Source organism: Arthrobacter sp. Soil_C_49, from assembly GCF_057656635.1.
This window is the reverse complement of the sequence record NZ_JBDGJZ010000001.1, coordinates 54,304-79,839: the sequence shown is the minus strand read 5'-3', so window position 1 is coordinate 79,839 and position 25,536 is coordinate 54,304. Positions and strand designations below refer to the sequence as shown.

General features: G+C 65.6%; 22 protein-coding genes. 1 reads left to right on the top strand and 21 read right to left on the bottom strand.

Annotated elements, in window-relative coordinates:
* Positions 1-41: 41 nt before the first annotated feature.
* A complete protein-coding gene (locus AC3A4Z_RS00365; RefSeq protein ID WP_493971586.1) occupies positions 42-542 on the top strand; it encodes a flavin reductase in 501 nt (166 codons plus the stop codon).
* 57 nt (positions 543-599) lie between these two features.
* Here AC3A4Z_RS00365 and dnaE read toward each other — a convergent pair whose 3' ends face one another.
* From dnaE to mraZ, 21 genes are all read right to left on the bottom strand, one after another.
* The gene (gene dnaE / locus AC3A4Z_RS00360) at positions 600-4,157 is read right to left on the bottom strand and encodes a DNA polymerase III subunit alpha (protein ID WP_050055514.1); all 3,558 of its coding nucleotides are present in this window, start codon (positions 4,155-4,157) and stop codon (positions 600-602) included.
* A gap of 35 nt (positions 4,158-4,192) precedes the next feature.
* A complete protein-coding gene (locus tag AC3A4Z_RS00355; protein ID WP_498710033.1) occupies positions 4,193-5,119 on the bottom strand; it encodes an RluA family pseudouridine synthase in 927 nt (308 codons plus the stop codon).
* Positions 5,112-5,681 carry a signal peptidase II gene (gene lspA, locus AC3A4Z_RS00350; RefSeq protein WP_498709309.1) on the bottom strand — a complete coding sequence of 190 codons (570 nt, stop codon included), beginning with the start codon at positions 5,679-5,681 and terminating at the stop codon, positions 5,112-5,114. Before lspA ends, AC3A4Z_RS00355 begins: the two co-directional genes overlap by 8 nt.
* A 92-nt stretch (positions 5,682-5,773) precedes the next feature.
* Entirely contained in the window at positions 5,774-6,460 is a 687-nt protein-coding gene (locus AC3A4Z_RS00345; protein WP_050055517.1) for a DivIVA domain-containing protein, read from the bottom strand.
* 177 nt (positions 6,461-6,637) lie between these two features.
* A complete protein-coding gene (locus AC3A4Z_RS00340) occupies positions 6,638-6,925 on the bottom strand; it encodes a YggT family protein (RefSeq protein WP_050055518.1) in 288 nt (95 codons plus the stop codon).
* 122 nt (positions 6,926-7,047) lie between these two features.
* Positions 7,048-7,578, bottom strand: a complete 531-nt coding sequence (locus AC3A4Z_RS00335) for a cell division protein SepF (protein ID WP_050055519.1) — start codon at positions 7,576-7,578, stop codon at positions 7,048-7,050.
* 89 nt (positions 7,579-7,667) lie between these two features.
* Positions 7,668-8,405 carry a YggS family pyridoxal phosphate-dependent enzyme gene (locus tag AC3A4Z_RS00330; RefSeq protein ID WP_498709308.1) on the bottom strand — a complete coding sequence of 246 codons (738 nt, stop codon included), beginning with the start codon at positions 8,403-8,405 and terminating at the stop codon, positions 7,668-7,670.
* Positions 8,398-9,087, bottom strand: coding sequence for a purine nucleoside phosphorylase YfiH/LACC1 family protein (locus AC3A4Z_RS00325; protein ID WP_498709306.1), 690 nt, complete (start codon positions 9,085-9,087; stop codon positions 8,398-8,400). Before AC3A4Z_RS00325 ends, AC3A4Z_RS00330 begins: the two co-directional genes overlap by 8 nt.
* Before the next feature lie 8 nt (positions 9,088-9,095).
* Positions 9,096-10,334: a cell division protein FtsZ gene (gene ftsZ / locus AC3A4Z_RS00320; RefSeq protein ID WP_455834014.1), complete on the bottom strand. Its 1,239-nt coding sequence runs from the start codon at positions 10,332-10,334 to the stop codon at positions 9,096-9,098.
* Positions 10,335-10,518: 184 nt separating this feature from the next.
* The gene (locus AC3A4Z_RS00315; RefSeq protein ID WP_498709304.1) at positions 10,519-11,532 is read right to left on the bottom strand and encodes a cell division protein FtsQ/DivIB; all 1,014 of its coding nucleotides are present in this window, start codon (positions 11,530-11,532) and stop codon (positions 10,519-10,521) included.
* The gene (gene murC, locus AC3A4Z_RS00310; protein ID WP_498709303.1) at positions 11,525-12,898 is read right to left on the bottom strand and encodes a UDP-N-acetylmuramate--L-alanine ligase; all 1,374 of its coding nucleotides are present in this window, start codon (positions 12,896-12,898) and stop codon (positions 11,525-11,527) included. The genes AC3A4Z_RS00315 and murC overlap by 8 nt, the downstream gene beginning before the upstream one ends.
* Positions 12,895-13,995 (bottom strand): undecaprenyldiphospho-muramoylpentapeptide beta-N-acetylglucosaminyltransferase, encoded by a 1,101-nt coding sequence (gene murG, locus AC3A4Z_RS00305; protein WP_498710031.1) that lies wholly within the window; start codon positions 13,993-13,995, stop codon positions 12,895-12,897. Before murG ends, murC begins: the two co-directional genes overlap by 4 nt.
* A 7-nt stretch (positions 13,996-14,002) precedes the next feature.
* Positions 14,003-15,346, bottom strand: coding sequence for a putative lipid II flippase FtsW (gene ftsW / locus AC3A4Z_RS00300; protein WP_498709301.1), 1,344 nt, complete (start codon positions 15,344-15,346; stop codon positions 14,003-14,005).
* Positions 15,347-15,348: 2 nt separating this feature from the next.
* Positions 15,349-16,920 carry a UDP-N-acetylmuramoyl-L-alanine--D-glutamate ligase gene (murD, locus tag AC3A4Z_RS00295; RefSeq protein ID WP_498709299.1) on the bottom strand — a complete coding sequence of 524 codons (1,572 nt, stop codon included), beginning with the start codon at positions 16,918-16,920 and terminating at the stop codon, positions 15,349-15,351.
* Entirely contained in the window at positions 16,902-18,011 is a 1,110-nt protein-coding gene (gene mraY, locus AC3A4Z_RS00290) for a phospho-N-acetylmuramoyl-pentapeptide-transferase (protein WP_498709298.1), read from the bottom strand. The genes murD and mraY overlap by 19 nt, the downstream gene beginning before the upstream one ends.
* Complete coding sequence (locus AC3A4Z_RS00285) at positions 18,008-19,474, bottom strand: UDP-N-acetylmuramoyl-tripeptide--D-alanyl-D-alanine ligase (protein ID WP_498709296.1); 1,467 nt, start codon at positions 19,472-19,474, stop codon at positions 18,008-18,010. Before AC3A4Z_RS00285 ends, mraY begins: the two co-directional genes overlap by 4 nt.
* Positions 19,475-19,480: 6 nt before the next feature.
* Positions 19,481-21,109 (bottom strand): UDP-N-acetylmuramoyl-L-alanyl-D-glutamate--2,6-diaminopimelate ligase, encoded by a 1,629-nt coding sequence (locus AC3A4Z_RS00280; protein WP_498709294.1) that lies wholly within the window; start codon positions 21,107-21,109, stop codon positions 19,481-19,483.
* Between the two features lie 66 nt (positions 21,110-21,175).
* On the bottom strand, positions 21,176-22,978 hold the full coding sequence (locus tag AC3A4Z_RS00275) for a peptidoglycan D,D-transpeptidase FtsI family protein (protein ID WP_498709293.1): 1,803 nt from the start codon (positions 22,976-22,978) through the stop codon (positions 21,176-21,178).
* Between the two features lie 47 nt (positions 22,979-23,025).
* Complete coding sequence (gene ftsL / locus AC3A4Z_RS00270) at positions 23,026-23,718, bottom strand: cell division protein FtsL (RefSeq protein WP_498709291.1); 693 nt, start codon at positions 23,716-23,718, stop codon at positions 23,026-23,028.
* Entirely contained in the window at positions 23,715-24,707 is a 993-nt protein-coding gene (rsmH, locus tag AC3A4Z_RS00265) for a 16S rRNA (cytosine(1402)-N(4))-methyltransferase RsmH (protein WP_498709289.1), read from the bottom strand. The genes ftsL and rsmH overlap by 4 nt, the downstream gene beginning before the upstream one ends.
* A gap of 166 nt (positions 24,708-24,873) precedes the next feature.
* A complete protein-coding gene (mraZ, locus tag AC3A4Z_RS00260; RefSeq protein WP_018763545.1) occupies positions 24,874-25,302 on the bottom strand; it encodes a division/cell wall cluster transcriptional repressor MraZ in 429 nt (142 codons plus the stop codon).
* Positions 25,303-25,536 lie beyond the last annotated feature (234 nt).

Here is a 25,536-nt window from a genome sequence, read left to right as displayed (position 1 = left end):
TGGAAGGAGAGAACACAGCCACACACCATCAGGAGTTCGACGTGACCGACAACGAGGCGCCCTTCGAACGGACGTTCAAGGAAATGTTCCGGCGCCATGCGGCCGGCGTCGCCATCATCACGGTCAACTACCAGGACCGGCCGTTCGGCTTCACCGCCACGTCCGTCGCATCCTTGTCCGCAAAGCCGCCGCGCTTCACCTTCAACATGGCCCGCAGCTCCGGGTCCTGGCCGGCCGTGGCCAACACCACCCACATCGGGGTCCACATGCTCGGCCTCGAAAACCAGGCGCTGGCCGACAAATTTGCCCGCGGCACCAACCGCTTTGAGGGCGACCACTGGGAAATTGGGCCGCACGGCGTTCCGGTGCTGAAGGACGTGGCCGGATGGCTGATCGGCGAGGTGCAGATGCGCCTCTCGTTCGAGAACAATGCCGTGGTGGTGGTCCAGGTGGTTGACGGCCAGGTGGGCGGCGAGGGATCCCCCCTGCTGTACCACGGCGGCGCGTACGGCCAGCCGGTCCCCCTGGACTACGAAATTTAGTTCCGCCCACGCGGCGGCCGACGGCGCAGGTGCTGCCCGCCGTCGGCCGTTCCTTTGTCAGGCGTCCAGGCAGGCGGGTCCCAGCAGGACCTTCAGGTCACCGAACAACGACGGGCTCGGGTTCACCCGGAGGTGGACGGGCAGGCCCATGATCTCCGTGCGGGTATCACCCTGCAGGTGCAGCCGCACCTCCGAATTGCCGCGGTGGGTCCGGAGCACGTCACCCAGTTCCGTGACTACGGCTTCGGTGGCCTTGTGCGTGGGCATGGTGATCACCAAGGGTCCGCCCAGGCCTTCGCTCAGGTCCGGAACGGAAAGTTCCATGCAGTTCAGGGTGATGGCGCCGTCGTCGCGCTTCTGCAGGCGCCCCTTGACCACCACGATCAGGTCCTCGGCCAATACTGAGGCGATGGGTCCGTAGACCTGGCCGAAGAACATCACTTCCATCGAGCCGCCCAGGTCCTCCACCTCTGCCCGGGCGTAGGCGTTTCCGCTGGCCTTCGCGATGCGCCGGCTCAGGGACGTGATCATGCCTGCGATGGTGATGATGGCGCCGTCCTGCGGCCCGTCCTCCCCCAGGACGGACGTGATGCTCATTTCGGCGTGCTGGCTCAACACCCCTTCGAGGCCCTGCAGCGGGTGGTCCGAGACGTACAGGCCCAGCATGTCGCGCTCGAAGGAGAGTTTGTCCTTCTTCTCCCACTCCGGCAGGTCCGGAATTTCGATGCTCAGCGACGACTCGGACTCCGCTTCCTCAAAACCGGCGAAGAGGTCGAACTGCCCGATCGCTTCGTTCCGTTTGAGCGTAATGACCGAGTCGATGGCTTCTTCGTGGATCATCGCCAGGGCACGGCGGTGGTGGCCCAGGGAATCGAAGGCGCCGGACTTGATCAGCGACTCGATGGTGCGCTTGTTGCAGACCACTGCCGGGACCTTCATCAAGTAGTCCTTGAAGGAGGTGAAGGCGCCCTCACTCTCCCGGGCCGCCACCATCGCTTCCACCGCGTTGACGCCGACGTTGCGGATGGCGCCCATGCCGAAGCGGATGTCGTTGCCCACCGGGGTGAAGTTCAGGGCGGACTCATTGACGTCCGGCGGGAGCACGGTGATGCCCATGCGCCGGCATTCGTTCAAGTAGATCGCGGACTTGTCCTTGTCGTCGCCCACGGACGTGAGCAGCGCAGCCATGTACTCGGGCGCATAGTGGGCCTTGAGGTATGCGGTCCAGTAGGAGATCACGCCGTAGGCTGCCGAGTGGGCCTTGTTGAAGGCGTAGTCGGAGAAGGGCAGCAGGATGTCCCACAGGGTCTTCACGGCCTCCATGGAGTAGCCGTTGTCCTGCATGCCCTGGGAGAAGCCGGCGAACTGCTTGTCCAGCTCGGATTTCTTCTTTTTGCCCATGGCGCGGCGGAGGATGTCTGCCTGGCCCAGCGAGTACCCGGCCAGCTTCTGCGCCACGGCCATGACCTGTTCCTGGTACACGATCAGGCCGTAGGTTCCGCCGAGGATCTCCTTGAGGGGTTCCTCCAGTTCCGGGTGGATGGGGATGACTTCCTGGATCCCGTTTTTCCGCAGCGCGTAGTCCGTGTGCGCGTTAGCGCCCATCGGGCCCGGCCGGTAGAGGGCCAGCACAGCCGAGATGTCCTCGAAGTTGTCAGGCTTCATCAGCTTGAGCAGGGACCGCATCGGTCCGCCGTCGAGCTGGAAGACGCCCAGGGTGTCGCCGCGTGCCAGCAGCTCGTAGGATGGCGCGTCGTCGAGCTCGAGGTTTTCAAGGTCGAGGTCGATCCCGCGGTTCATCTTGATGTTCTCGAGGGCATCGGAAATGATCGTCAGGTTCCGCAGGCCCAGGAAGTCCATCTTGATCAGGCCAAGGCCCTCGGACGTCGGGTAGTCGAACTGCGTGATGACCTGGCCGTCCTGGAAACGGCGCATGATCGGGATGACGTCGATAATCGGATCCGAGGACATGATCACGCCGGCCGCGTGAACGCCCCACTGGCGTTTCAGCCCCTCAATGCCAAGTGCAGTCTCAAACACCTTGGCGGCTTCCGGGTCGGTGCTGATCAGCTGCCGGAAGTCCCCGGCCTCGCTGTAGCGCTTCGCCTCCGGGTTCTGGATGTCGGCCAGCGGGATGTCCTTGGCCATCACCGCAGGCGGCAGCGCCTTGGTCAGCTGCTCACCCATGCTGAAGGGGTAGCCCAGCACGCGCGAGGAGTCTTTAAGCGCCTGTTTGGTCTTGATAGTGCCGTACGTGACAATCATCGCCACACGCTCGTCACCGTACTTGCGGGTCACGTAGTCGATGACCTCGGAACGGCGCCGGTCATCGAAGTCCACGTCGAAGTCAGGCATCGAGACGCGGTCCGGGTTGAGGAAGCGCTCGAAGATCAGGCCGTGGCGCAGCGGATCGAGGTCGGTGATGCGCATCGCGTAGGCCACCATGGAACCCGCACCCGAGCCACGGCCCGGGCCCACCCGGATCCCGTTGTTCTTGGCCCAGTTGATGAAGTCGGCAACCACCAGGAAGTAGCCCGGGAAGCCCATGGAGGTGATGACCCCGAGCTCGTAGTCAGCCTGCTTGCGGACCTCGTCCGGGATTCCGGCCGGATACCGGTACTGCAGCCCCTTATCCACTTCCTTCACCAGCCAGGAGGTCTCGTCCTCCCCCGGGGGGCACGGAAAGCGTGGCATGTAGTTGGCGTCCGTGTTAAAGGACACTTCGCAGCGCTCGGCGATGAGCAGCGTGTTGTCGCAGGCTTCCGGGTGGTCGCGGAACAGCTCGCGCATCTCCTGCGGCGACTTCAGGTAGTAGCCGCTGCCCGAGAACGCGAACCGGGAGCCGCCGTTGTCGTAAGTGGGTTCGAGGAGGGTCGAGCCGGACTGGATGGCCAGGAGGGCCTCGTGGGCCTTGGCGTCGTGCTCGTGCGTGTAGTGGAGGTCGTTGGTGGCGACGAGGGGAAGGTTCAGTTCCTTCGCCAGCCGCAGCAGGTCACCGGTCACCCGCCGCTCGATGTCCAGGCCGTGGTCCATCAGCTCGCAGAAGTAGTTGTCTGCGCCGAAGATGTCGCGGAACTCGGCGGCAGCCTCCAACGCTTCGCGGTACTGGCCCAGGCGGAGGCGTGTCTGCACCTCACCGGACGGGCATCCGGTAGTGGCTATCAGGCCCTCGGAATACGTGTTGAGCAGTTCCCGGTCCAGTCGGGGCCACTTGCCGAAGACGGAGTCCAGCGATGCGATTGATGAGGCACGGAAGAGGTTCCGCATCCCCACGTTGTTGTAGCTGAGTAGGGTCATGTGGGTATACGAGCCGCCGCCGGAGACGTCGTCCTTGCGCTGGGACTCCTCGCCCCAGCGCACGCGCCCCTTGTCGGTGCGGGCGGTACCCGGTGTTACATACGCTTCGACGCCGATGATGGGCTTGATGCCCTTGTCCGTGGCCTTCCGCCAGAAATCGAACGCGCCGAAAAGGTAACCGTGGTCCGTGGTGGCAAGTGCCGGCATGCCCAGGCGTTCGGTTTCATCGAACAGCTCACCCAGGCGGGCCGCTCCATCCAGCATGGAGTACTCGGTGTGGGTGTGCAGGTGGACGAACGAATCATTGCTGGAAGTCACCGCACTATTCTAATCGCTGGGCCGGACGGGGTCCGTCAGGCCCGCCCCGACTCCAGCACTTCCAGGGCAAACGCCAGGTCCTGCGGGTAGTCGCTGACAACACGCACGGACTCCCCCGTGACCGGGTGCTCAAAGCCGAGTTCCCGGGCGTGCAGCCACTGGCGGGTCAGCCCTAACGTGGCGGCGAGCCGGGGATCGGCACCATAGGTGAGGTCGCCGGCGCAGGGGTGGCGCAGCGCGGAGAAGTGCACCCGGATCTGGTGCGTGCGGCCGGTCTCCAGGTGGACTTCCACCAGGCTCGCTTTGCCGAAGGCTTCCACCACTTCGTAGTGCGTGACGGACGGCCGCCCGTCCTCAATGACGGCGAACCGCCAGTCGTGCCCGGGGTGCCGGCCGATGGGAGCGTCAATGGTGCCCACCAGCGGATCGGGCAGGCCCTGCACCACCGCGTGGTAGACCTTGTCAACGGTGCGCTCCTTGAAAGCCCGCTTCAGGGCTGTGTAGGCGCGCTCCGACTTGGCCACCACCATCGCGCCCGACGTTCCGACGTCGAGCCGGTGGACAATGCCGGCACGCTCCGGCGCACCTGACGTGGAAATCCGGTATCCGGCGCCCGCGAGGCCGCCCACAACAGTGGGCCCCACCCAGCCCGGCGAGGGATGCGCGGCAACACCCACGGGTTTATCGACCACAACGAAATCGTCGTCGTCCAGCAGGATCTTCAGACCTTCCACAACTTCCTCCACGACTTCCAGGGGGTCACGCCGTTCGGGCAGGCTCACCTGGAGGACATCCCCGGCCACGAGTTTGGCCGACTTGCCCAATGCTTTTCCTTTGCTGAGGACATGGCCCTCGGCGATCAGGGTTGCCGCGAGGGAACGCGAGATCCCCAGGAGCCCGGCTACCCCGGCATCCGCGCGGGACCCGCCGAACTGTTCAGCGACCACGACGCGCTCAAGCATCACCGGACTTTTCCTTCCGTGCCGTCAGCCGGGTTCCGTCCAGGGAGATGCCCCGCAGCGTCAGGATGCAGATGATCGCCACTGCCGAGACGACCGCCGAGTCGGCGATGTTGAAGATCGCGAAGTTCGGCAGCTGGATGAAGTCAACCACGTGTCCCATACCGAAGGACGGTTCCCGGAAGAGCCGGTCCGTCAGGTTGCCCAGCGCACCGCCCAGCAGCAGGCCCAGCGCCACGGACCACCATAGGGAGCCGAGCTTGCGGACCTGCAACAGGATGGCGACAGCCACGGCGGCCATGATGATGGAGAACACCCAGGTGACGTTTTCCCCGATGGAAAACGCCGCCCCCGAGTTCCTGATGAAGTACCAGTGCAGTACAGGCGGCAGTACGGGAATCCGCTCCCCTTCCACCATGGCGGACGTGACCCAGAGCTTTGTCAGCTGGTCCAGCACGTAAGCAAACACTGCGAACCCGGCAAAGAGGGACAGCAGCACGGCGCGGCGGGGGCGCGGGGAGGGCGGGACGGGGCGCGCGGCGTCGGCGGCAAGTTCGTCAGTCATGATGCTTTCATTCGTAAAACCGGTGTCAATGCCAAAAGCCGGTGGCCGAGGAATCCTCAGCCACCGGCTTTCAGAATACGTGCTTTGACAGACTAGTTGGCTTCGCTGACTTCCGGCGTAGCCACAGAACCGCGGGCGTCGAGGTCGCGCAGCTGGCCCTCGATGTAGGCCTTAAGGCGTGAACGGTAGTCGCGCTCGAAGCCGCGCAGCTGCTCCACCTTGCGCTCGAGCACAGAACGCTGCTGCTCCAGGGCACCGAGGATCTTGCGGGACTTCTCCTGAGCGTCGTTCACCAGACTGCTGGCCTCGATCTGCGCCTCGGCGATGATCTTGTCCTTCTGAGCCTGGCCGTCTGCGACGTGGCGGTCGTGCATCTGCTGGGCCATGGCGAGCAGGCCGGCAGCGGACTCGGCTGAGGCGGTGGCGGCCGGGGCGGCGGCAACAGGAGCGGCAGCTGCCGGAGCAGCCTGCTGGACGTCCTTCTTCTTCCGCTCTTCGGCGGCCTTGGCTTCTGCTTCGGCCTTCTCGCGGGCTTCGTCCTTGTCGGACTTGACGGGCGCGGGGACCTTTTCCACCACGGGCGCGGCAACGGTACTGGCCGGCACGCTGGAACCGGCTTCGGCGAGCTTCTTGCGAAGTTCGTCGTTTTCCTGGTTCAGGCGGCGGAGCTCGACGACGATCTCGTCCAGGAAGTCATCAACTTCGTCCTGGTCGTAGCCTTCGCGGAACTTGGTCGGCTGAAAGCGCTTGTTGACAACGTCTTCTGGCGTCAAAGCCATCTGGTCACCTCACTGGTCTGGTTAGTCAGTAGGCCTTCCGGCCGTCAAAACTACGGTACCTAAATTTGGTCTTGTTCCTCTAATTCAACACTGCGGTGTCAAACGCGAGTTTTTCTTCACATGGCATTCGCGGTTCCCTGCGGGTTCCGTCCCTGCCCTGCTGGTCTTTCCGGTAAATCAGGCGAGGCCCCTGGTGATCCCCATGGCAATGCTGACGCCGATGAACAGGACCAGGAAGCCCAGGTCGAGCGAGATGCCGCCCAGGCGCAGCGGCGGAATCAGCCGCCGCAGTCCGTTCAGCGGCGGATCGGTGATCGAGTACACGGCGTGGGCAACCACCAGGGCTGCTCCCCGGGGGCGCCATTCCCGGGCAAACATTTGGACCCAGTCAAAAACCAGGCGAATGATCAAGGCGACAAAGAACAGCAAAAGCGCGAGATAGACAAGCCCGAAAACAATTCCCATGACTTACTTCATATCTCCATGTCCCTTGTGGATACCGCGGTGTCCTGCGGATGTGTCTTGTCTATTTCAGCACAGATGCCAGGCAGGTGTGTCCCTGCCTGGCATCTGCTTCAGCTTGCTGCTCAGCTTTGGTTGAAGAAGCTGGCAGTGGTCTCGCTTGCCTTTTTGTCGTCACCGATGACTTCTACGTACGACGGTGAGAGCAGGAAGACCTTGTTGGTCACGCGCTCAATGCTGCCGCGGAGGCCAAAAACCAGGCCGGCGGAGAAGTCCACCAGGCGCTTGGCGTCAGCCTCGCCCATGTCCGTTACGTTCATGATGACGGGGATGCCGTCGCGGAAGCTTTCGCCGATGAGTTTGGCATCGTTGTAGGAGCGCGGGTGGATCGTGGTGATCTGGCGGAGGCCGGTGGCCTCCTCGCGGCTCGATGCCGCGCGTTTGATTGGGGTCACTGGGGCGCGGTATTCCTCTTCAGGGGTGTAGGACGATTCGCGGCTGACCTCACGGACGGGTGCAGGCGCACGGCGCTCCTCGCGGTCAGCTTCCATCGTTTCGTCCTCATCCTTACGTGTGGTCTGTTGCTCGGACTCGTAGTGTTCATCGCCGTCGGCGAGCCCAAGATAGATCATTGTCTTGCGCAGAGCGCCGGCCATGGTCGACTCCTAATCGTGTCCGTAAGCGGGCCGCCCAATGGCTTGACAGCACTGGAGTCCCCCGCCCATCACTTCCAATAGCACCGACGCTACCCCACGGGGGGACGCGATCCGAGAATATCGGAGCCGATTCTCAGGTGTGTCGCTCCGAAGGCGATGGCGGCTTCCAGGTCCTGGCTCATACCGGCGGAAATGGCGGTGGCGGCGGGATGCTCCGCGACCAGCCGGGCTGAAACTCCGGCGAGTTTTTCGAAGGCGGCCTCGGGCGGAGCGCCCAGTGGCGCTACCGCCATTACCCCGGCGAGGTCCAGGCCGGTGGAGGTTGCTATCCGTTCGGCAAGCGGCAGCACGTCTTCCGGCATGGCGCCGCCCCGGTGCGCTCCGGCGTCGTCCTCCAGGCTGACCTGGATAAAGCAGCGCAACGGAGCCCGCCCGGTGTTGCCGCGCTCGGCCTCCGCGGCCCTCGCCAGGGCATCCACGAGCTGGGGGCGGTCAACGGAGTGCACAGCGGCGGCGTAGCGGAGCACCGATTTGGCTTTTTTGCTCTGCAGCTGGCCCACGAAGTGCCAGGTAAGGCCGTACTCCGCCAGTTCAAGCGCCTTCGCCGACGCCTCCTGGTCGCGGTTCTCCCCCACATCAGTGACACCCAGCGCGGAGAGGCGTTTGATGTCCTCGGCCGGGTGGAACTTGGTCACGACTATCAGGGTGGGCAGGTCGTCCTGGCGGCCGGCGGCACCTGCCGCCGTGGCGATGCGCTGGTGAACTGCGGCGAGTCGTGTTCCGAGTTCACGTGTCCGTGCGTCGCTGCCTGCGGGGGCCTCAGTCATGGCACCACACCAGGCCTGCGAAGCGGCCCGTGTGCTTGTTCCTGCGGTACGAGAACAGGGACGGCGTTTCCAGGGTGCAGGGGCCGCTGTATTCAACAGTGACCCCCGCCTGTTCCAGCTGGCTGCGGGCGCCTGCCGGCAGGTCCAGCCCCGGAGTTCCCCATATGGTGGTGCTCCGTGAAGCCGGAACGGCGGCGGTCACCTCAGCCTGCAGCGCGGCCGGCACTTCGTAGCAGTTGCCGCAGATGGATGGACCCAGCCAGGCGCGGATCCCGCCGGCACCCAGGGACTTCATCCTGTCCACGGCCGCCGGAAGAACCCCGTTGGCAATCCCGGGACGGCCGGCATGCACAGCCGCCACAACAGGTCCCTCCGGAGCATCGCCGGCGAGCAGCACGGGGATGCAGTCCGCGACCATGACGGCGAGCGGGACCCCGCGGGAGACCATGGCATCGGCTTCCGGCGCGGCGGTGCCCTGGTCCATGACCGCCACGGCATTGCCGTGCACCTGGTTCATGAACCGGAGCCCCTCCGGCGCGACGCCGATGGCCCGTTCCAGGTCCCTGCGGCGCCGGCCCACCTCGTCGGGATCGTCCCCCACGTGCAGTGCCAGGTTTCCGGCGTCGGCGTCAGTAAAAGCGACGGAGAGGCCGGGCCGGATCTCGGCGCGCCAGTGGAACAAGCCGGGTCCTACTTCAGGAAGTCGGGGACATCCAGGTCATCCGAGTGGCTGCCGGTGAGGTCCGGCTCCACTACGGAGGGGAGGTCGACGTCGAAGCCTGAGTCAGCCGGGACAGCGGAGGGCCGCTGCTGGCCCCAGTTGCTGAGCCCTGCGGCGCCGACACCGGCGTGGATGGGCTGGACGCTGGCCTGGTGGCTGCCGGCGGAGGGTGCCTGGGCAGGCGCCGGAGCAGTCGCAGGTGCGGCCGGCCGCTGAGGAGCGGCCTGGGGCTGGGACTGGTCCATTGAGGGCGAGGTGGCCTTGACGTCGTCGAAGCCGGCCGCGATGACGGTCACGCGGGCTTCGTCGCCCAGGGCGTCGTCGATGACGGCACCGAAGATGATGTTCGCCTCCGGGTGCGCCACCTCCTGGACCAGGCGCGCAGCTTCGTTGATCTCGAACAGGCCAAGGTCCGAACCGCCCTGGATGGACAGCAGTACGCCGTGCGCGCCGTCAATGGAGGCTTCCAGCAGCGGCGAGGCGATGGCAAGCTCGGCGGCCTTGACGGCGCGGTCTTCGCCGCGGGCGGAGCCGATGCCCATCAGGGCCGAACCCGCACCCTGCATCACTGACTTGACGTCGGCGAAGTCGAGGTTGATCAGGCCGGGGGTGGTGATGAGGTCGGTAATGCCCTGGACGCCGGAGAGCAGCACCTGGTCGGCGGAGCGGAAGGCATCGAGCACCGAGACGTTGCGGTCGCTGATGGAGAGGAGGCGGTCGTTGGGGATCACGATCAGGGTGTCCACTTCGTCCCGCAGGGCATCGATGCCTGCTTCAGCCGAACCGGCACGGCGGCGGCCCTCGAAGGTGAACGGGCGGGTGACCACGCCAATGGTCAGGGCACCCAGGGACCGGGCAATGCGGGCGACGACGGGAGCGCCGCCGGTGCCGGTGCCGCCACCTTCACCGGCTGTGACGAACACCATGTCGGCCCCGCGCAGGACTTCCTCGATCTCGTCTGCGTGGTCTTCGGCAGCCTGCTTGCCCACTTCGGGGTTCGCGCCGGCGCCGAGGCCGCGGGTCAGCTCGCGTCCCACGTCAAGCTTGACGTCGGCGTCGCTCATCAGCAGGGCCTGGGCGTCGGTGTTGATGGCGATAAATTCAACACCTCGGAGGCCGACCTCGATCATACGGTTGACTGCGTTCACGCCACCGCCGCCGATGCCGACGACTTTGATGACGGCCAAGTAATTCTGCGGAGCTGCCACGTTACGTGTCCCTTGTTCGTGTCTTATTGCTAAATCTGATGAAGAGCTTAATGCCTGCAACCTTAACCTTCGAGTTGAAGGTTATAGTTATGTCAAGTAACTCATGTCTGTGACGGTATTTCCTCTGGTTCACACATTCAATAACCGGCTCCGCGTGTCGGATTAATACCGGAAAGAAAGCGTGTCAGCGGGTCACAGGGTGCCGGGGCACACTGACGTCGTACACCTTGACCGGGTTTTTCGGATCCACCGGAGCCTTGAGCAGTGCGGCCAGCACCTTGGCTTTGAGTTCCTTCTCGCTGGCGTTGCCCCAGATGATGGTCTGGCCGTCAACAAGCTTGAGTTCCACCGCGTCCACCGACTGGGCGGAGGCATTGGAGAGCTTGGCCAGCACATCCGCCGGCAGGGCGCCCAGCACCTCTGCCGTTGCCCGGAAAAGATCCTTACCGATGGTACCGGCACCGCCGTCGATGACGGGCAACGACACCGACGCCGGATCAGCTGTCGACGCCAGCTGGATGCCTTCCACGTCAACCAGCTGGTACTGCTCCCCCTGCTTCACCAGTGCCACCGGCACTCGTTCGCGGACGGCAACGGCCAGGCCCGACGGCGGACGTGCCTCCGCGGACACTGACTTCACCTGCACCAGCGGCTCGAGCAGGCGCCCTACTTCCTCGTCGGTGACCTGCGGCAGCGGTTTGCCGCGCAGGGGTTCCAGCGCGGTTTCCACCTGGGCCGGCGTCAGCAGGTGCGTCCCGGACACCGAGATGGTCCGCACCGCAAGGGCTGGGGAAAAGACCGCAGCGGCAAGGAGCCCGGCCACCACGGCAACCACAATGGCGGCCGCCACCAGGACGTTCCTCTTCCGCCGCTTCCCCTTGGGTTCGGGGAAAGCGACAACGTTCCCGGCACTGCTTGAGGCCTGCGTGGTGCCGCCTGCATTTTCCTGGGCGGTCGCGCCTTTGCGGAGCGCTCCTCTTGTGGCCGCGTCCTTTTCGGGTCCGCCCTTACCCAGTCCGGCGAAGGGCGCTTTCCTGGCCTTGGGGGCCGGCTGTGGAACAGGCTCCGGCGCAGCCCGCGAAGCCGAGATGACGTCCTGGCTGCTGTCCGCATCCGGGCCCGACTGGCCTGGCCGGGTACCGGGATTGCCTGGCCGCCGGCTTGTGGACGTGTAGGTGGGGCGGCGCGGGCTAGGCACGCAGGGCCTCCACAATCTGCGGCCCGTACGCCGTTACGTCGCCGGCGCCGGCGGTGAGGATGATGTCACCCTCCCCCGCCGCACCGGCGAGTGACGCCACGGCTTCAGCGGCCGGAACCAGCCGCCCGCCGTCGTCCAGGTGATCCGCGATGAGCTGGCTGGTGACGCCGGGAATCGGATCTTCGCGTGCAGGGTAGATGTCCAGCACCCAGGCAGTATCGGCAAGGTTGAGGGCCTCGGCGAACTCCTTGGCGAATTCCCGGGTCCGGGAGAACAGGTGCGGCTGGAAGAGCACATGCACCTTGTTGCCGCCGGCCACCGACCGGGCCGCGGCAAGGGCCGCGCGGACTTCGGTGGGATGGTGGGCATAGTCGTCGAAGACCCGCACACCGCGCGCCTGGCCTTTGAGCTCGAAGCGCCGTGCTGCGCCGGAGAAGTGCGCAAGGGCCCCAGCCGCCACGGCAGGCTCCACGCCCAGCTCAAGTGCCACGGCAAAAGCGGCGGCCGCGTTCAGGGCGTTGTGCCGGCCCGGCACCTGCAGCTCAAGCGGGAACCGGCCGGCTTGGGTGGACACCGAAACGTCTCCCGGGCCGCCGTCGTGCAGCACCAGGTCCGCTTCGTTGCCCGTGCCGTAAAGGATCACGCGGGTGTTGCCGCGCTCCCTGGTGCGCCGCGCCAGGGCCAGGGCGCCGGCGTCGTCCGCGCAGGCCACCAGTACGCCGTCTGCGGGCAGCAATTCTGTGAACCGGTCGAAGGATTCGTAGACGGCTTCAGCGGTGCCGTAGTAGTCCAGGTGGTCCGGCTCAACGTTGGTGACCACGGCGATCTTCGGCCGGTAGTTCAGGAACGACCCGTCGGATTCGTCTGCCTCGGCCACAAAGATGCCGGACGTGCCGTGGGCGGCGTTCACTCCGAGGGCCGGGACGTTGGCTCCGATGGCAAAGGAGGGATCGAGGCCGGCGCCCTGCAGCAGGACCGCCACCATGGAGGTGGTGGTGGACTTGCCGTGGGTTCCGGCTACGGTCACCACAATGTCCTCCCCCATCGTGGCGGCGAGGGCCTGCGAACGGTGCAGGACCGGCAAGCCGGCCTCCCTTGCTGCCGCCAGCTCCGGATTGTCGGCGCGGATGGCGGAGCCGGCCACCACGGTCTGGGCGTCCGCCAGGTTGGCAGCGTCATATCCGACGGCGATACGCGCGCCGGCGGCGGCGAGGTCCGCCATCACGGGCAGGTCCTTGGCGTCAGAGCCGCTGACGGGCACACCGCGGGCCACCATGATCCGGGCGACGGCGGACATGCCGACGCCGCCGATCCCCACGAAGTGGACCCTGCCCAGCGACGCCAGGGTGGGGATGCCGTGACTCATTTGGATACCGCTTCCAGGACAAGACCAGCCATGCGCTGGTCGGCGTTTCGAATACCAAGCCGGTAGGAATTGGCTGCCATGGTGGCGAGCCGGGATTCATTGGTGACAAGCGGGATGAGTTCCCGGCCCACCCACTCGGGCGTGAAATCTTTGTCAGACACCAGCACGGCGCCCCCGGCGGCTACCAGTCCGGCAGCGTTGAGTGCCTGTTCGCCGTTGCCGATGGGCAGCGGCACCAGGACGGCTGGCACGCCGGCGGCGGCAACCTCGCAGACGGTGGCCGCTCCGGAGCGGGCCAGCAGGACGTCGGCGGCTGCGTAGGCGAGCTCCATGCCGTCGATGTATTCCACCTGGCGGTAACCGTCGGCAGCCAGCGGCCTTCCGTCGTCGTCCAGGACGGACTTGCCGCGGCCGGTGACATGCAGGGTCTGGATACCGGCGCCGGCCAGCTGCCCCAGGGCGCCGGCGATGGTCCGGTTAATACTTTGTGCTCCTGATGATCCGCCGGTGACGATCAGTGTGGGTTTGGCGGGGTCCAATCCCAGGGTTGCGCGGGCTGACGCACGGGCCGCTGCCCGGTCGAGGTGCGAGATTTCGGTGCGCATGGGCATGCCCACGTGCACGGCGCCCCGCAGCGGGGTGGTCTCGAAGGCCACGGCCACACGTTTGGTGAACAGCGCTCCCACCCTGTTGGCCAGGCCGGGCCGGATGTTGGCCTCATGGATCACGATCGGAATGCCGCGCTTCCGCGCCGCGAGGTACATGGGGGTGCACACGTATCCGCCCACCCCCACCAGGACGTCCGCTGCCGCGTTGTCCAGGATGGCGCCGGCCTGCCGCACGGCTCCGGCGAGGCGTTGCGGAAGGCGCAGGAGGTCGGCGGAAGGTTTGCGGGGGAAGGGCACGCGGTCGATCGTGGCAAGCTCAACCCCGGCGGCGGGAACCAGCCGGGTTTCCATACCCGCGGGGGTGCCGACGGCGAGGATCGCGGCGGCGGGAGCGGCGTCGCGGATGGCTGCTGCGATGGCCAGGAGGGGACTGATGTGGCCGGCGGTTCCGCCGCCCGCCAGGACGATTGAGGGATTGTTCGAGGTCATCTTGGGGTCAGGCACGCTTTCTTGCAGTCTTTGTGGCGGCAGCGGCGGTCCGCGCCGGTTTGGCCTTGAACTTCAGCATCCGCTTGGGGCGGATGGCCGGAGCCATTTGCTCACGGGCCAGGGAGAGCACCACCCCGATGGCGCAGAGCGACATCAGCAGCGCTGAGCCGCCGTAGGAAATGAACGGCAGCGGCACGCCGATGACGGGCATCAGGCCGGTCACCACCGACATGTTGACGGTGGCCTGGCCCAGCAGCCACACCATGATGGTGCCGGCCAGGACGCGGTGGAACATGTCCTCCTGTGCCACCACCACGCGGTAGATCGCCGCCCCCAGGATGGCGAAAAGGATCAGGACGACGACGGTGCCCACGAGGCCGAGCTCCTCGCCGATGATGGCGAAGATGAAGTCGTTGTGGGCTTCGGGGATCCAGCTGTACTTTTGCCGGCTCTGCCCCAATCCGACTCCGAACCAGCCTCCGGACGCAAGCCCGTACAGGCCGTTGGTGGCCTGGTAGTTGGCGTCGATGCCGTCGGCGCAGGACTCCCCCGTCCACCAGGAGGTGATGCGGCACATGCGGTTTGAACTGGTGACCGCCATCACGGCGGTTCCGGCCGCTGCTGCCAGACCTGCGATGCCGAAGAGATAAAGGGGCGCCCCGGCAAAGAACAAAGCGGCAGCCGTGATCATCATGATGATCATGGCCGTTCCGAGGTCGTTGCCCACCAGGACCAGGCCAACGATGATGATGGCCATGGGGACGGCAGGAATCGCGACGTGCTGCCAGCGGCTGAGCAGCCTGCCCTTCCTGGCCAGGACGGTGGCCATCCACAGCGCGAGTGCCAGCTTGGACGCTTCGGAGGGCTGGAAGGTGATACCGCCGATGTCGATCCAGTTCTTGTTGCCGTTGACCTCCGCGCCCACAATCTGCACCAGGCCCAGGAGGACCACTGCGGCGATGATTGCCACCCACGCGAGCCGTTTGAGCCACACCACATTGATGCGGGAGAGCACAAACATGGTGAAAATGCCGATCGCGGCGAACACCCCCTGCTTCAACGCGTCGCCGTAGGGCGACTTTCCCGCGGCGATGGATTCCACGCTGGACGCGGAAAGGACCATCATGATCCCGATTGCCGTCAGCGCCAGGGTTGAGCCGAGGATGAGGTAGTAGGTGGAGCCGTTCTTGGAGGTCCCTGTGCCTTCCAGTGCGGACCAGAATTTCCGGTAGGCAGCTTTTACGCGCAGGGGGGCGGAGACCGGGCGTTGCGCCGGTACCGCCGAGGAGCCGGGGCCTGGCTTGCCGGCCTGCCGTTTGTCTGGCTGGGGCCGGGTGGGCGTGCTGACCATTGTTACTCCTCGCCGGTCTGGGCCTGCCCTTCCACCAGCTCGCGGACAGCTTCGATGAAAGTGTCACCACGGTGAGCATAGGAAGAGAACTGATCCATGGAAGCAGCTGCCGGAGCCATCAACACAGTATCGCCGGATTCAGCGAGCTGTGCTGCTGACGCAACGGCACCGGCCATCACCGTCTCACCGGAAGAACCGGCGTGGACGGCACCAGCCGCTGCTGCAGTCTGCACCTCTTCAGTTTCGCCCGCGCCCGGGATGATCACCGGGACATCCGGCGCGTGTCGCTGGAGGGCCTGGCTGAGGGCAGAAGTATCACTGCCAATGAGCACCACGGCCTTGAGGCGCTGGACGTGCTCACGGATCAGGTCGTCGTAGCTGACTCCCTTGGAGAGGCCGCCGGCAATCCAGACGACGTTGCTGAAGGTGGCCAGCGAGGCCGATGCTGCGTGCGGGTTGGTGGCCTTGGAGTCGTTGATCCACAGGACGCCGTTGTGGCGGGCTACCGGCTGGATGCGGTGGTCGCCGGGGATGTAGTCCTGGATGCCCTTCCGTACCGCCTGCGGGTCCACGCCGTAAGCCCGCACCAGGCCTGCCGCTGCCAGGGCGTTGGCCACCATGTGGCGGGGTGCGAAAGCGCCGAGGTCGGTCATGGAGGCGAGTTCCGCGGCGCTGTCCTTGCGCTCGGCGATGAACGCCCGGTCCACCAGGAGGCCTTCCACCACGCCGAGCATGCTGATGGCAGGAGTGACGGTGGTGAAACCGACGGCGCGGCAGCCTTCCACAACGTCGGCGTCTTCGACCATCCGCTCTGTTTCGATCTGCTCGGCGTTGTAGATGCAGGCTTTCTGGGTCTGCCCGTAGACCTTGGCCTTGTCTGCCAGGTAGGAATCGTAGGAGCCGTGCCAGTCAACGTGGTCCTCGGCGACGTTCAGGCACACACTGGCCACCGGTGACAGCGAGTGCGCCCAGTGCAGCTGGAAGCTGGAGAGTTCGACGGCGAGGACGTCGTACTCGACGGGGTCGCGGAGGGCGTCAAGGATGGGGGTGCCCACGTTGCCCACGGCGATGGCCTTCAGGCCGGCCGCCCGGAGCATGGACTCGGTGAGGCCAACGGTGGTTGTCTTGCCGTTCGTTCCGGTGATGGCGAGCCAGTCGGCAGTCTTGCGGCCCTCGCGGACCCGCACCCGCCAGGCGAGCTCGACGTCGCCCCATACCGGGATGTGGGCACGTGCGGCGGCGGCGAGCAGCGCCTGATCGGGACGCCAGCCCGGTGAGGTCACAATCAGTTCGGGCTGTTCGCCGTCGATCCTGGGGATTCGGGTGACGGCGTCCTCCCCCAGCAGGACATCGGCGGCGCCGACGATCTTCAGGGTTTCGGCGTGGGCTTTGGCGGTGTCGGACGTGGCAGCGTCAACCACCACCACCCGCGCGCCCAGTTCGATGAGGGTATCGGCGGCCGCAAAGCCGGAAACGCCGATGCCGGTCACCACAACGCGGAGGCCGGACCAGTCGGAGTCCCAGCTGACGAGGTCCTTGAGGCGGGGAGAAACAGTCACAGCAGCACAACCCATTCAGCGTAGAAGATGCCCAGGCCCACGGCCACGAAAAGTCCGCCGAGGATCCAGAACCGGACCACCACGGTTACTTCGGCCCAGCCCTTCAGTTCGAAGTGGTGCTGCAGCGGTGCCATCTTGAAGACGCGTTTCCCGCCGGTGGCCTTGAAGTAGCCCACCTGGATGATGACGGACAGGGTGATCAGGACGAACAGGCCGCCGATGATGCCCAGCAGGAGCTCAGTCCGGGAGAGGATGGCGAAGCCTGCGATGGCCCCGCCAATCGCCAGCGAGCCGGTGTCGCCCATAAAAATCTTTGCCGGTGACGTGTTCCACCACAGGAAGCCGACCAGGGCCGCGCTCATGATGGCTGCCAGCAGGGCAAGGTCCAGGGGGTCGCGGACCGAGTAGCAGCCGCTGCCCGCCTGCCGCGGCGATCCGCAGGCCTGGTTGCTTTGCCAGATTCCCATCAGCGTATATGCGCCAAAGACCATGACTGACGCGCCTGCGGCGAGCCCGTCGAGACCGTCGGTGAGGTTGACCCCGTTCGTTGCGGCGGTAACGATCAGGTTGGACCACACCACAAAGAGGACTGCCCCGAGGACGGTGCCGCCGAAGGCGAGGTCCAGCCACGGAAGGTCGCGGACCAGGGAAATCTTGGTGGAGGCCGGGGTGACACCGGCGCCGTTGGGAAAGTTCAGCGCGAGGACCGCGAAGATGATTCCCACGGCACCCTGCAGGATCAGCTTGGCCTTGGCGTCCAGGCCAAGGCTGCGCTGCCGGGAGATCTTGATGAAGTCGTCCAGGAAGCCCACCAGCCCCATCCCCACCATCAGGAACAGCAGGATGAGGGCGGACGCGGAGGGCCCGGGAGCACCCGGGTTCACCATCAGCATGATCAGGTGCGTGAGTCCGTAGCTCAGCAGTACGGCTGCCACCACCACGGTTCCGCCCATGGTGGGGGTGCCGCGCTTGGTGTGGTGCGAGGTGGGTCCGTCATCCCTGATGAACTGTCCGTAGCCGCGGCGGACCAGCAGCCGGATGAAGAGCGGTGTCCCCACCAGGGCAAACAACAGGGCCAGGCCGGCGCCGATCAAAAGTGCAATCACAGCAGAGTGCTCCTTTCGTCGGCCGGTTGGGGGCTTTGTGGGGGTAATGCTATCCGATCGCCCAGATGCCGCAGTCCCACGCTGTTCGAGGACTTGAACAGCACCAGGTCCCCTGGTTCGAGTTCGGTGTCCAGCAGGTCGTAGGCCTCGTCCACTGTTTCGGCGAAGAGGCATTCGTCACCCCAGGACCCTTCCTGGACGGCGGAGACGTAGAGAGCGCGGGCTTCCCTGCCCACCACCAGCAGGCGGGAGATATTGAGCCGGACCACCTGGGTGCCCACGGCGGTGTGTTCCCGGATGGAGTCATCGCCCAGTTCAAGCATGGCGCCGAGCACCGCCCACGTGCGGCGTCCGCGGCCGAGATCTGCCAGCGTGCGCAGGGCGGCGCGCATGGATTCGGGGTTGGCGTTATAGGCGTCATTGATGATGGTGACGCCGTCTGCCCGTTCGGTGCGTTCCATCCGCCAGCGGCTTGCGGCGGCCTGGCTGCTGAGGGAGGACGCAATGTCCTGCCCTGGAACGCCGGCTGCCCAGGCGGCTGCTGCGGCGGCCAGCAAATTGCCCACATGGTGCGCGCCGATGAGGAGGCTGCTGACGTGCAGGCCGGTTTCACCGTCCGGAAGCTGGAGGTCGAATTCCGGGTTGCCGTCAGCGTTGGTGTCGGCGTTGATGGCCTGCACGGCCGCATCGGCGCGGCCCTCCGCGGAGAATCCGAGCACTTTTGCGGTGGTGCGTGTGCGCATGGCGGCCACGCGGTCGTCGTCGAGATTGATAATCGCGGTGCCGGCAGGAGCCAGTGCCTCCACAAGCTCACCCTTGGCCAGGGCGATGTTCTCCACTCCCCCGAACTCGCCGGCGTGCGCCGTTCCCACGGCCAGCACCACGCCGATGTCGGGTTTGACCATGTCTGCCAGGTAGCGGATGTGTCCGATTCCGGTGGCACCCATCTCGATCACGAGGTAGCGCGTATCCGGGCCCGCCCGGAAGACGGTGAGCGGCACGCCGATCTCACCGTTATAGGAACCCTGCGGCGCAACGGTGTTTCCCTGCGTGGACAGTATTCCGGCGAGGAGGTCCTTGGTGGTGGTTTTTCCGGCCGAGCCGGTGATTCCCACCACTGTCAGTTCGCTGCCCTGTTCGGCGCGGGCCTTGCGGATCCGGCGGACGGCTTCCGCAGCCAGGGCACCCATCGCCAGCACGGCGTCCGGAACCACCACGCAGGGGTAGCTTGTCCCGTCCGCAGCCTCGACAGGGCGTTCCACGAGGGCAAGGCTGGCGCCGGCCGAAAACGCGGCGGCCACGAAGTCGTGGCCGTCGGCGTGCTCGCCGGGCTTTGCGACGTAGAGCGAACCGGGCATGGCAACGCGTGAGTCCGTGACCACCGAAAGGGGCGTGATTCCGGGATCGGCGTCCAGGCGCCCATTAGTGATTTCGGCGATCTCCGCCGCAGTAAAAGCAATCATCTCGGTCTAGGACTCTATCCGGTCGTCTTGGAGAGCGTTGAATCCCCTGGCTGTCAAGGCGCTGCGAAGCTCCACCCTGTCGTCCAGGGCATGGTTGACGCCTTTCACTTCCTGCCACACTTCATGGCCGCGGCCGGCCACCAGGATGGTGTCCTGCGGCCGGGCGAGTTCAACGGCACGGCGGATGGCTTCGGCGCGCGGGAAAACCTCCAGGACCTCGCAGGCCAGGGAGTCTTTCTCCTGCGCTTCCCGGGCTCCGGCGAGGACATCGGCGCGGATGGCGGCCGGATCCTCGTCGTGCGGATCGTCGTCGGTGATGATGACGGTATCGGCAAGCCGTGCGGCGATGGCACCCATGGCCGGCCGTTTGCCCTGGTCGCGCTGGCCTGTGGCGCCGAACACCACGATGAGGTTGGAGTCTGCATCCGGGGACCGCACGGCTTCCAGGGCCCTGGCAAGTGCGTCGGTGTTGTGGGCAAAGTCAACAATGGCAGCGGGTTCGGTGGACACCAGCTGCATGCGTCCGGGGACCGCCACGGTAAACGGATCCGACTCGTCAAGCGCGGTCTGCAACGCTGCGGCGTCCACTCCTGCCGTCAGCACCATGACTGCCGCCAGCGCTGCGTTGGCCACGTTGAAGCTGCCGGGCAATCCGGTGTGCACGGTGAGCCGTACGCCGTCCGGGCCGCTCAGCGTGAACTCCGTCCCGAGTCCGCGCGAGGCAGTTGCTGAAACAGTCCAGTCCGCAGCCGCTCCGGCGGTGCTGAGGGTGGTGACCGGCACGGTGGTGGTGCCGGCGAGCCGCCGGCCCCACTCGTCGTCGACCGTTACCACTGCGGCGCGGGCACGGCGCGGCGTAAACAGCTCCGCTTTGGTGGCGAAGTAGCCATCCATGGTCAGGTGCAGGTCCAAATGGTCCTGGGTGAGGTTCGTGAAGCCTGCAACATCGAACAGCACACCATCCACGCGCTGGAAGGAGATGGCATGGGAGGAGACTTCCATCGCAGCGGCCGCGAGCCCGCGTTCGCGCATCAGGGCGAGCAGCGCGTGGACGTCGGTGGATTCCGGGGTGGTGAGGAGGCTGGGAATCGGGTCGCCGCCGGCGTGGATCTCGATGGTGCCGATCAGCCCGGTACTGCGGCCGAGGGCGCGCAGCAATGAATTGATGAAGTAGGTGGTGGTGGTCTTCCCGTTCGTGCCCGTCACGCCGAACAGCTGCGGCTGGCCGGCACCCGGCTGGCTGCGGTAGATCAGTGCGGACAGCGGTCCCACCACGTTGCGCGGCGACTCCACGATCACCACGGGTACCGGGGTCTCGGCGGGTGCCAGCAGCCGGGCACCGGCATCATCGGTGAGAACTGCCACCGCCCCTGCCTCGACAGCCTGCGGCACGAAGTCTGCGCCGTGCCTGGCGGCGCCGGGGAGGGCGACGTAGAGGTCGCCCGGTTCCACAGCACGCGAATTCAACGAAATTCCGGTGACTTCCACCTCGGCGGCCGGGCCGGGGACCGCAACATCGATAGCTTCGCCGATGCTTGCCAGCCGTACCGGTTCCACAGCAGAGGGGCGGAAGCGGCCCTGGCCGGCGGGTCCCTCCGGGACGGCGCGGTTGTTGGGCGGGTTGATCTCTGACAAGGAATCTCCGATGGTGCTAGTCGTGCCGGCATGGGTGGGCCGGTGGTGGTGCTCTGCGCGGGACTGCTACTTGGCGAACTGGGGCAGCCTGGCCGGTTCGCCCGTGGACGGCTGGACGTTGTACATCCGCAGTGCCTGGCTCATGACCGACCGGAAGACCGGCCCGTTGGTAATCCCGTAGATGCTGCCCTTGGGCCGCTGGAGTACCACCTCCACAATAAACCGCGGATCATCCATCGGTGCCATTCCCACCATGGAGGCGGTGTAACCGCAGAAGCCGGACTTCCCGTCGTCGCACGGTGATTCCGAGGTTCCGGTCTTGGCGCCGACCCGGTATCCGTCGATCCCTGCGTCCTTGATCTGGCCTTCCGTAACGGCACTTTCCAGGATGTCCTGGACCTGCTGTGCCGTGTTCTCCGAAACCACCCGGGTGGATGGTGCGGCCGGCACCTTTTCCTCGGTGCGGTCCGGGGACACATAGGAATCGATCAGGCGGGGCTGGAGCATCACGCCGTTGTTAGCGACCGACTGGAACGCCCTGACGGTCTGCAGGGTGGACTGCGAAACGCCCTGCCCGAACAACACGGTGTATTCCTGGCGCCCGTCCCACTGCTCCCAGGGCGTGAGGATTCCGGACGCCGTGGCGGGGAGTCCGATGTCCGGAGCCTCGCCGATGCCGAATTTTTTCAACCAGTTGTAGCGCTGTTCCTTGCTCAACTCCTGGCCCGCCATCACTGTGCCGGTGTTCATCGAGTAGCCCAGGATGCCGGCGAGAGTACGCTTTTCGGTGCCGTGGGAAAAGGAGTCGCTGAAGGTCTGGCCGTTGACCGTGTAGGACGGGGGCAAGGTGTACTCGCTGAGCGGATTGGCTTTGCCTTCTTCGATCAGCGCCGCCGCCGTGAGCATCTTTTCGACGGACCCTGGCTCGTACGCTGCAGTGACGGCACGGACGCCGCGGTCCTTGGCAGCCACCCGGCCGGGGTCATTGGGGTCGGGGGCGTTGGTATCGGCCATAGCCACCAGGTTGCCCGTCTTGACGTCCATCACGATGATGACGCCCCACTCGGCACTGAGCTTGTCTGTCTGGCTTTGGATAGCCTGCTGGGCAAAATACTGCAGGTCCGAGTTGATGGTGAGCTTGATGTCCTTGCCGTCCTGCGGCGGGGTCAGCTCATCCATGCCCACCGGGATGCGCAGGCCGTCGGCACCGATCTCGAACAGGCGCTTGCCGTCCGTACCCTTCAGCAGCCCGTCCTGGGTCTGTTCGATGCCGGCCTGGCCGGTGCTCCCGTCCTGCAGGAACCCGATGATGCCGCCGGCCACGGAGCCATTGGGGTAGACGCGCTTGCTGACGCCTTCGGTGACGATGCCGGGAATCTGGAGCTTGGAGATGCGGTCCTCAATGTCAGGCTTTACATCCTTGGCCACAATGTAATAGGGCTGGTTGCCGGTGACGGCGTCGCGGATGGCATCCTTCTCCATGCCCAAAGCAGCGCCGAGCTCGGTCAGGCCCTGGTCGCGGCTGACGTCCACCAGCTTTTCCTTGCCGTCCACCGTTTCCAGGCGCTTGAAAGTCTCGGTTTTGGTGTTGACGCGCTGGTCCACCACCACGTTGTAGCGGATCACGCTGTTGGCCAGGACGGTACCCGTGGAGTCCAGGATGCTGCCCCGCTCGGCGGGGAGCACGGTCTGCTTCATCCTGCTGTTGAGGGCGGCCTCGGCCATTCCCCCTACGTCCAGCCCCTGGACCAGGAATAGTTTTCCGCCCACCACCAGCAGGAGCGAGAGCATGATCCCCAGGCCGAGCCGGAGGCGTTTGGTGGCGTTGGGCACCTCGCTGCTTCTTGCCTTGCCGGTCCTCTGCGCCACCGTGATATTCCTTGCTGCTCGACCCTGTTGCCTGCCAGACCTGCCTGTTACTGCCCGGGAACCTTTTGCTCCGGCGCGGGAACGGACCCACCGTGGAGTTCCACGGGCGGCACCGCCGCCGCGGCCGGGGCTGCCGCATCCGGAGCAGCACCGGCCGCGTCCCGTGTGGAAGCCTCAGGCGATGCAGCGGCCGGAGCAGGGGGCTCTTGTCCCGGCTTCCGGGCTTCCAGTGGCTCGCTCTTGCTTGCCGGCGGAACCACTGTCAGCTGGCCTGCAACGGCCGGCGCCGGGATCACGGCCCCCGCGGCGCCGTCCTTAACTGCCGGGGTTGCCTTACCGGTCACCGACAGCGTGGACAGGTCGATCTGGCCCTTCACTGTGGAGGGCACCATCCCCAGCTTTGTCGCCTGGGCCGCAAGGTTCTGCGGAGCGTCGAAGTTCTGGACCTGCTGGGTGAGGTCCTGGTTCTGTTTGGTCAGCGTGCTCTGCTTTGCGCGCAATTCCACCAGCTGGTACTGGGCGGTGGAAACCGAGATGTTCAGCACCAGGACGGCGATCAGGGCCACCGCGAGCAGGCCGAAGCACAGCACCACAAATGGCGCACGGCGTTTCCGGGGAAGGGTCCGGACAACTGACAGGGGCGTCCGGCTGCGGCGTGGCGCGTCGGGCGAACCGGCAGGGAGCTTCTTCGCCGCCGCACCGGAGACGACGGGAAAGTTCTTCACGGCAGCGGTGCTCATTCAGCTCTCCTGGCTCGGATTCGTTCCACCGCGCGGAGCCTTGCTGAGGCAGCGCGGGGGTTTTCGGCGATTTCGACGGCGGTTGGCACTTCGGTGCCTTTGGTCAGGGTCTTCAGTTCGGGTTTGTGTTCTTCCAGCTCCACGGGGAAGCCGAGCGGAGCGGAAGATTTCGATCGGGCCTGGAAGACGCCCTTGACGATCTTGTCCTCCAGGGAGTGGTAGGACATGACCACAATGCGGCCACCCAACGCTGTGGCCTCCACTGCGGCCGGCACAGCGCGTTCCAGCACCTCGAGTTCCTCGTTGACCTCGATCCTCAGGGCCTGGAAGGTCCGCTTGGCCGGGTGTCCGCCGGACTTTGCGGCACCGGCCGGAACAACGGCACGGATCTGATCCACGAGTTCGCCGGTGGTGGTGAAAGGCTTGGCGGCGCGGGCGGTGACGATCCTGTTGGCTATCCGGCCGGCGAACTTCTCCTCGCCCCACTTGCGGATAATCCGGACCAGTTCCTCTTCGCTGTACGTGTTCACCACGTCCGCAGCTGTCTGCCCGCGGCTGGTATCCATGCGCATGTCCAGCGGAGCGTCGAAGGAGTAGGCGAAACCACGCTCACGTTCATCGAGCTGGAGCGAGGAAACGCCGAGGTCCATCAGGATCCCGTGGACCTCAGGGACGCCGAGGTCAGCCAGGACATCTTCGATTTCGTCATAGACGGCGTGCACGAGGTCGGTGCGTGCTTCGAAGGGCGCCAGCCGTTCTCCGGCCAGGGCAAGGGCTTCTTCGTCCCGGTCGATGCCGATCAGGTGCAGGTCGGGGAAGCGCTGCAGCATGGCCTCGGAATGGCCTCCCATGCCCAGCGTGGCATCAATGGCCACGGGTGTTTCACCGCGGCTCCTGGCCGCTTCGAATCCGGGCGCCAACAAATTGATGCACCGGTCCCGAAGGACCGGCACATGGCGTTCGGACGTGGGCTTCGGTTGATCGTTCATGCCTCGTCCTTTCTCGCCGTCGCTGTCACCTGGATGTTTCTTGACCCGGATCCCCATCCGCGCCTACCGTCCTGCCCGCCTGGCTCCGGGGAAGGTGAGCCAGGTTGGCCGGCTGGTGGGCCGGCTGGAGATCCCAACCAAGAAGCTGTCCGCTGTCCTGTTCCGGTCACAAAATGCCCGGAATGGGGTCATCGGTTTCAGAGAAGGCCGTTTCCTTCTCCGCGAGGTATTCATTCCAAGCCTGGGCGTCCCAGATCTCGGCACGGGTTCCGGCACCAATCACGGCCAGCTCCCTTCCGAGTCCTGCATACTCCCGGAGCGCCGGCGGAATAGTCACGCGCCCCTGCTTGTCAGGTACCTCGTCCGAGGCTCCAGAGAGAAAGACGCGGATATAGTCCCGCGCCTGTTTAGAGGAGATTGGCGCCTCCCGCATTTGCTCGTGGACCCGGGCAAATTCCTTCTCGCTGAAGACGTAGATGCAACGTTCCTGGCCCCTTGTCAGGACCAGTCCGCTGGCAAGTTCCTCCCGGAACTTCGCGGGGAGAATGATCCGCCCCTTTTCATCAAGACGCGGCGAATGTGTGCCCAGAAACACTGGCCCACCGCCTGTCCGATGTCAGGAACTGCACATCCCCTGTGTTGCAACCACCCTCTTATGTCCTCCACATTACTCCACTTTCCCCCACAGTCAACGCGAATTGGCCTCCCCGACCTGCATTCTTTGGGATAGCAGGCTCGAAATGGCGCGGAATTGTGTCCGTGGTGGGAAGTGGAGGACTTTCCACCACTCCGCTGGAATTCAGGTGTCGCCCGGCCCTGATTCAACCTT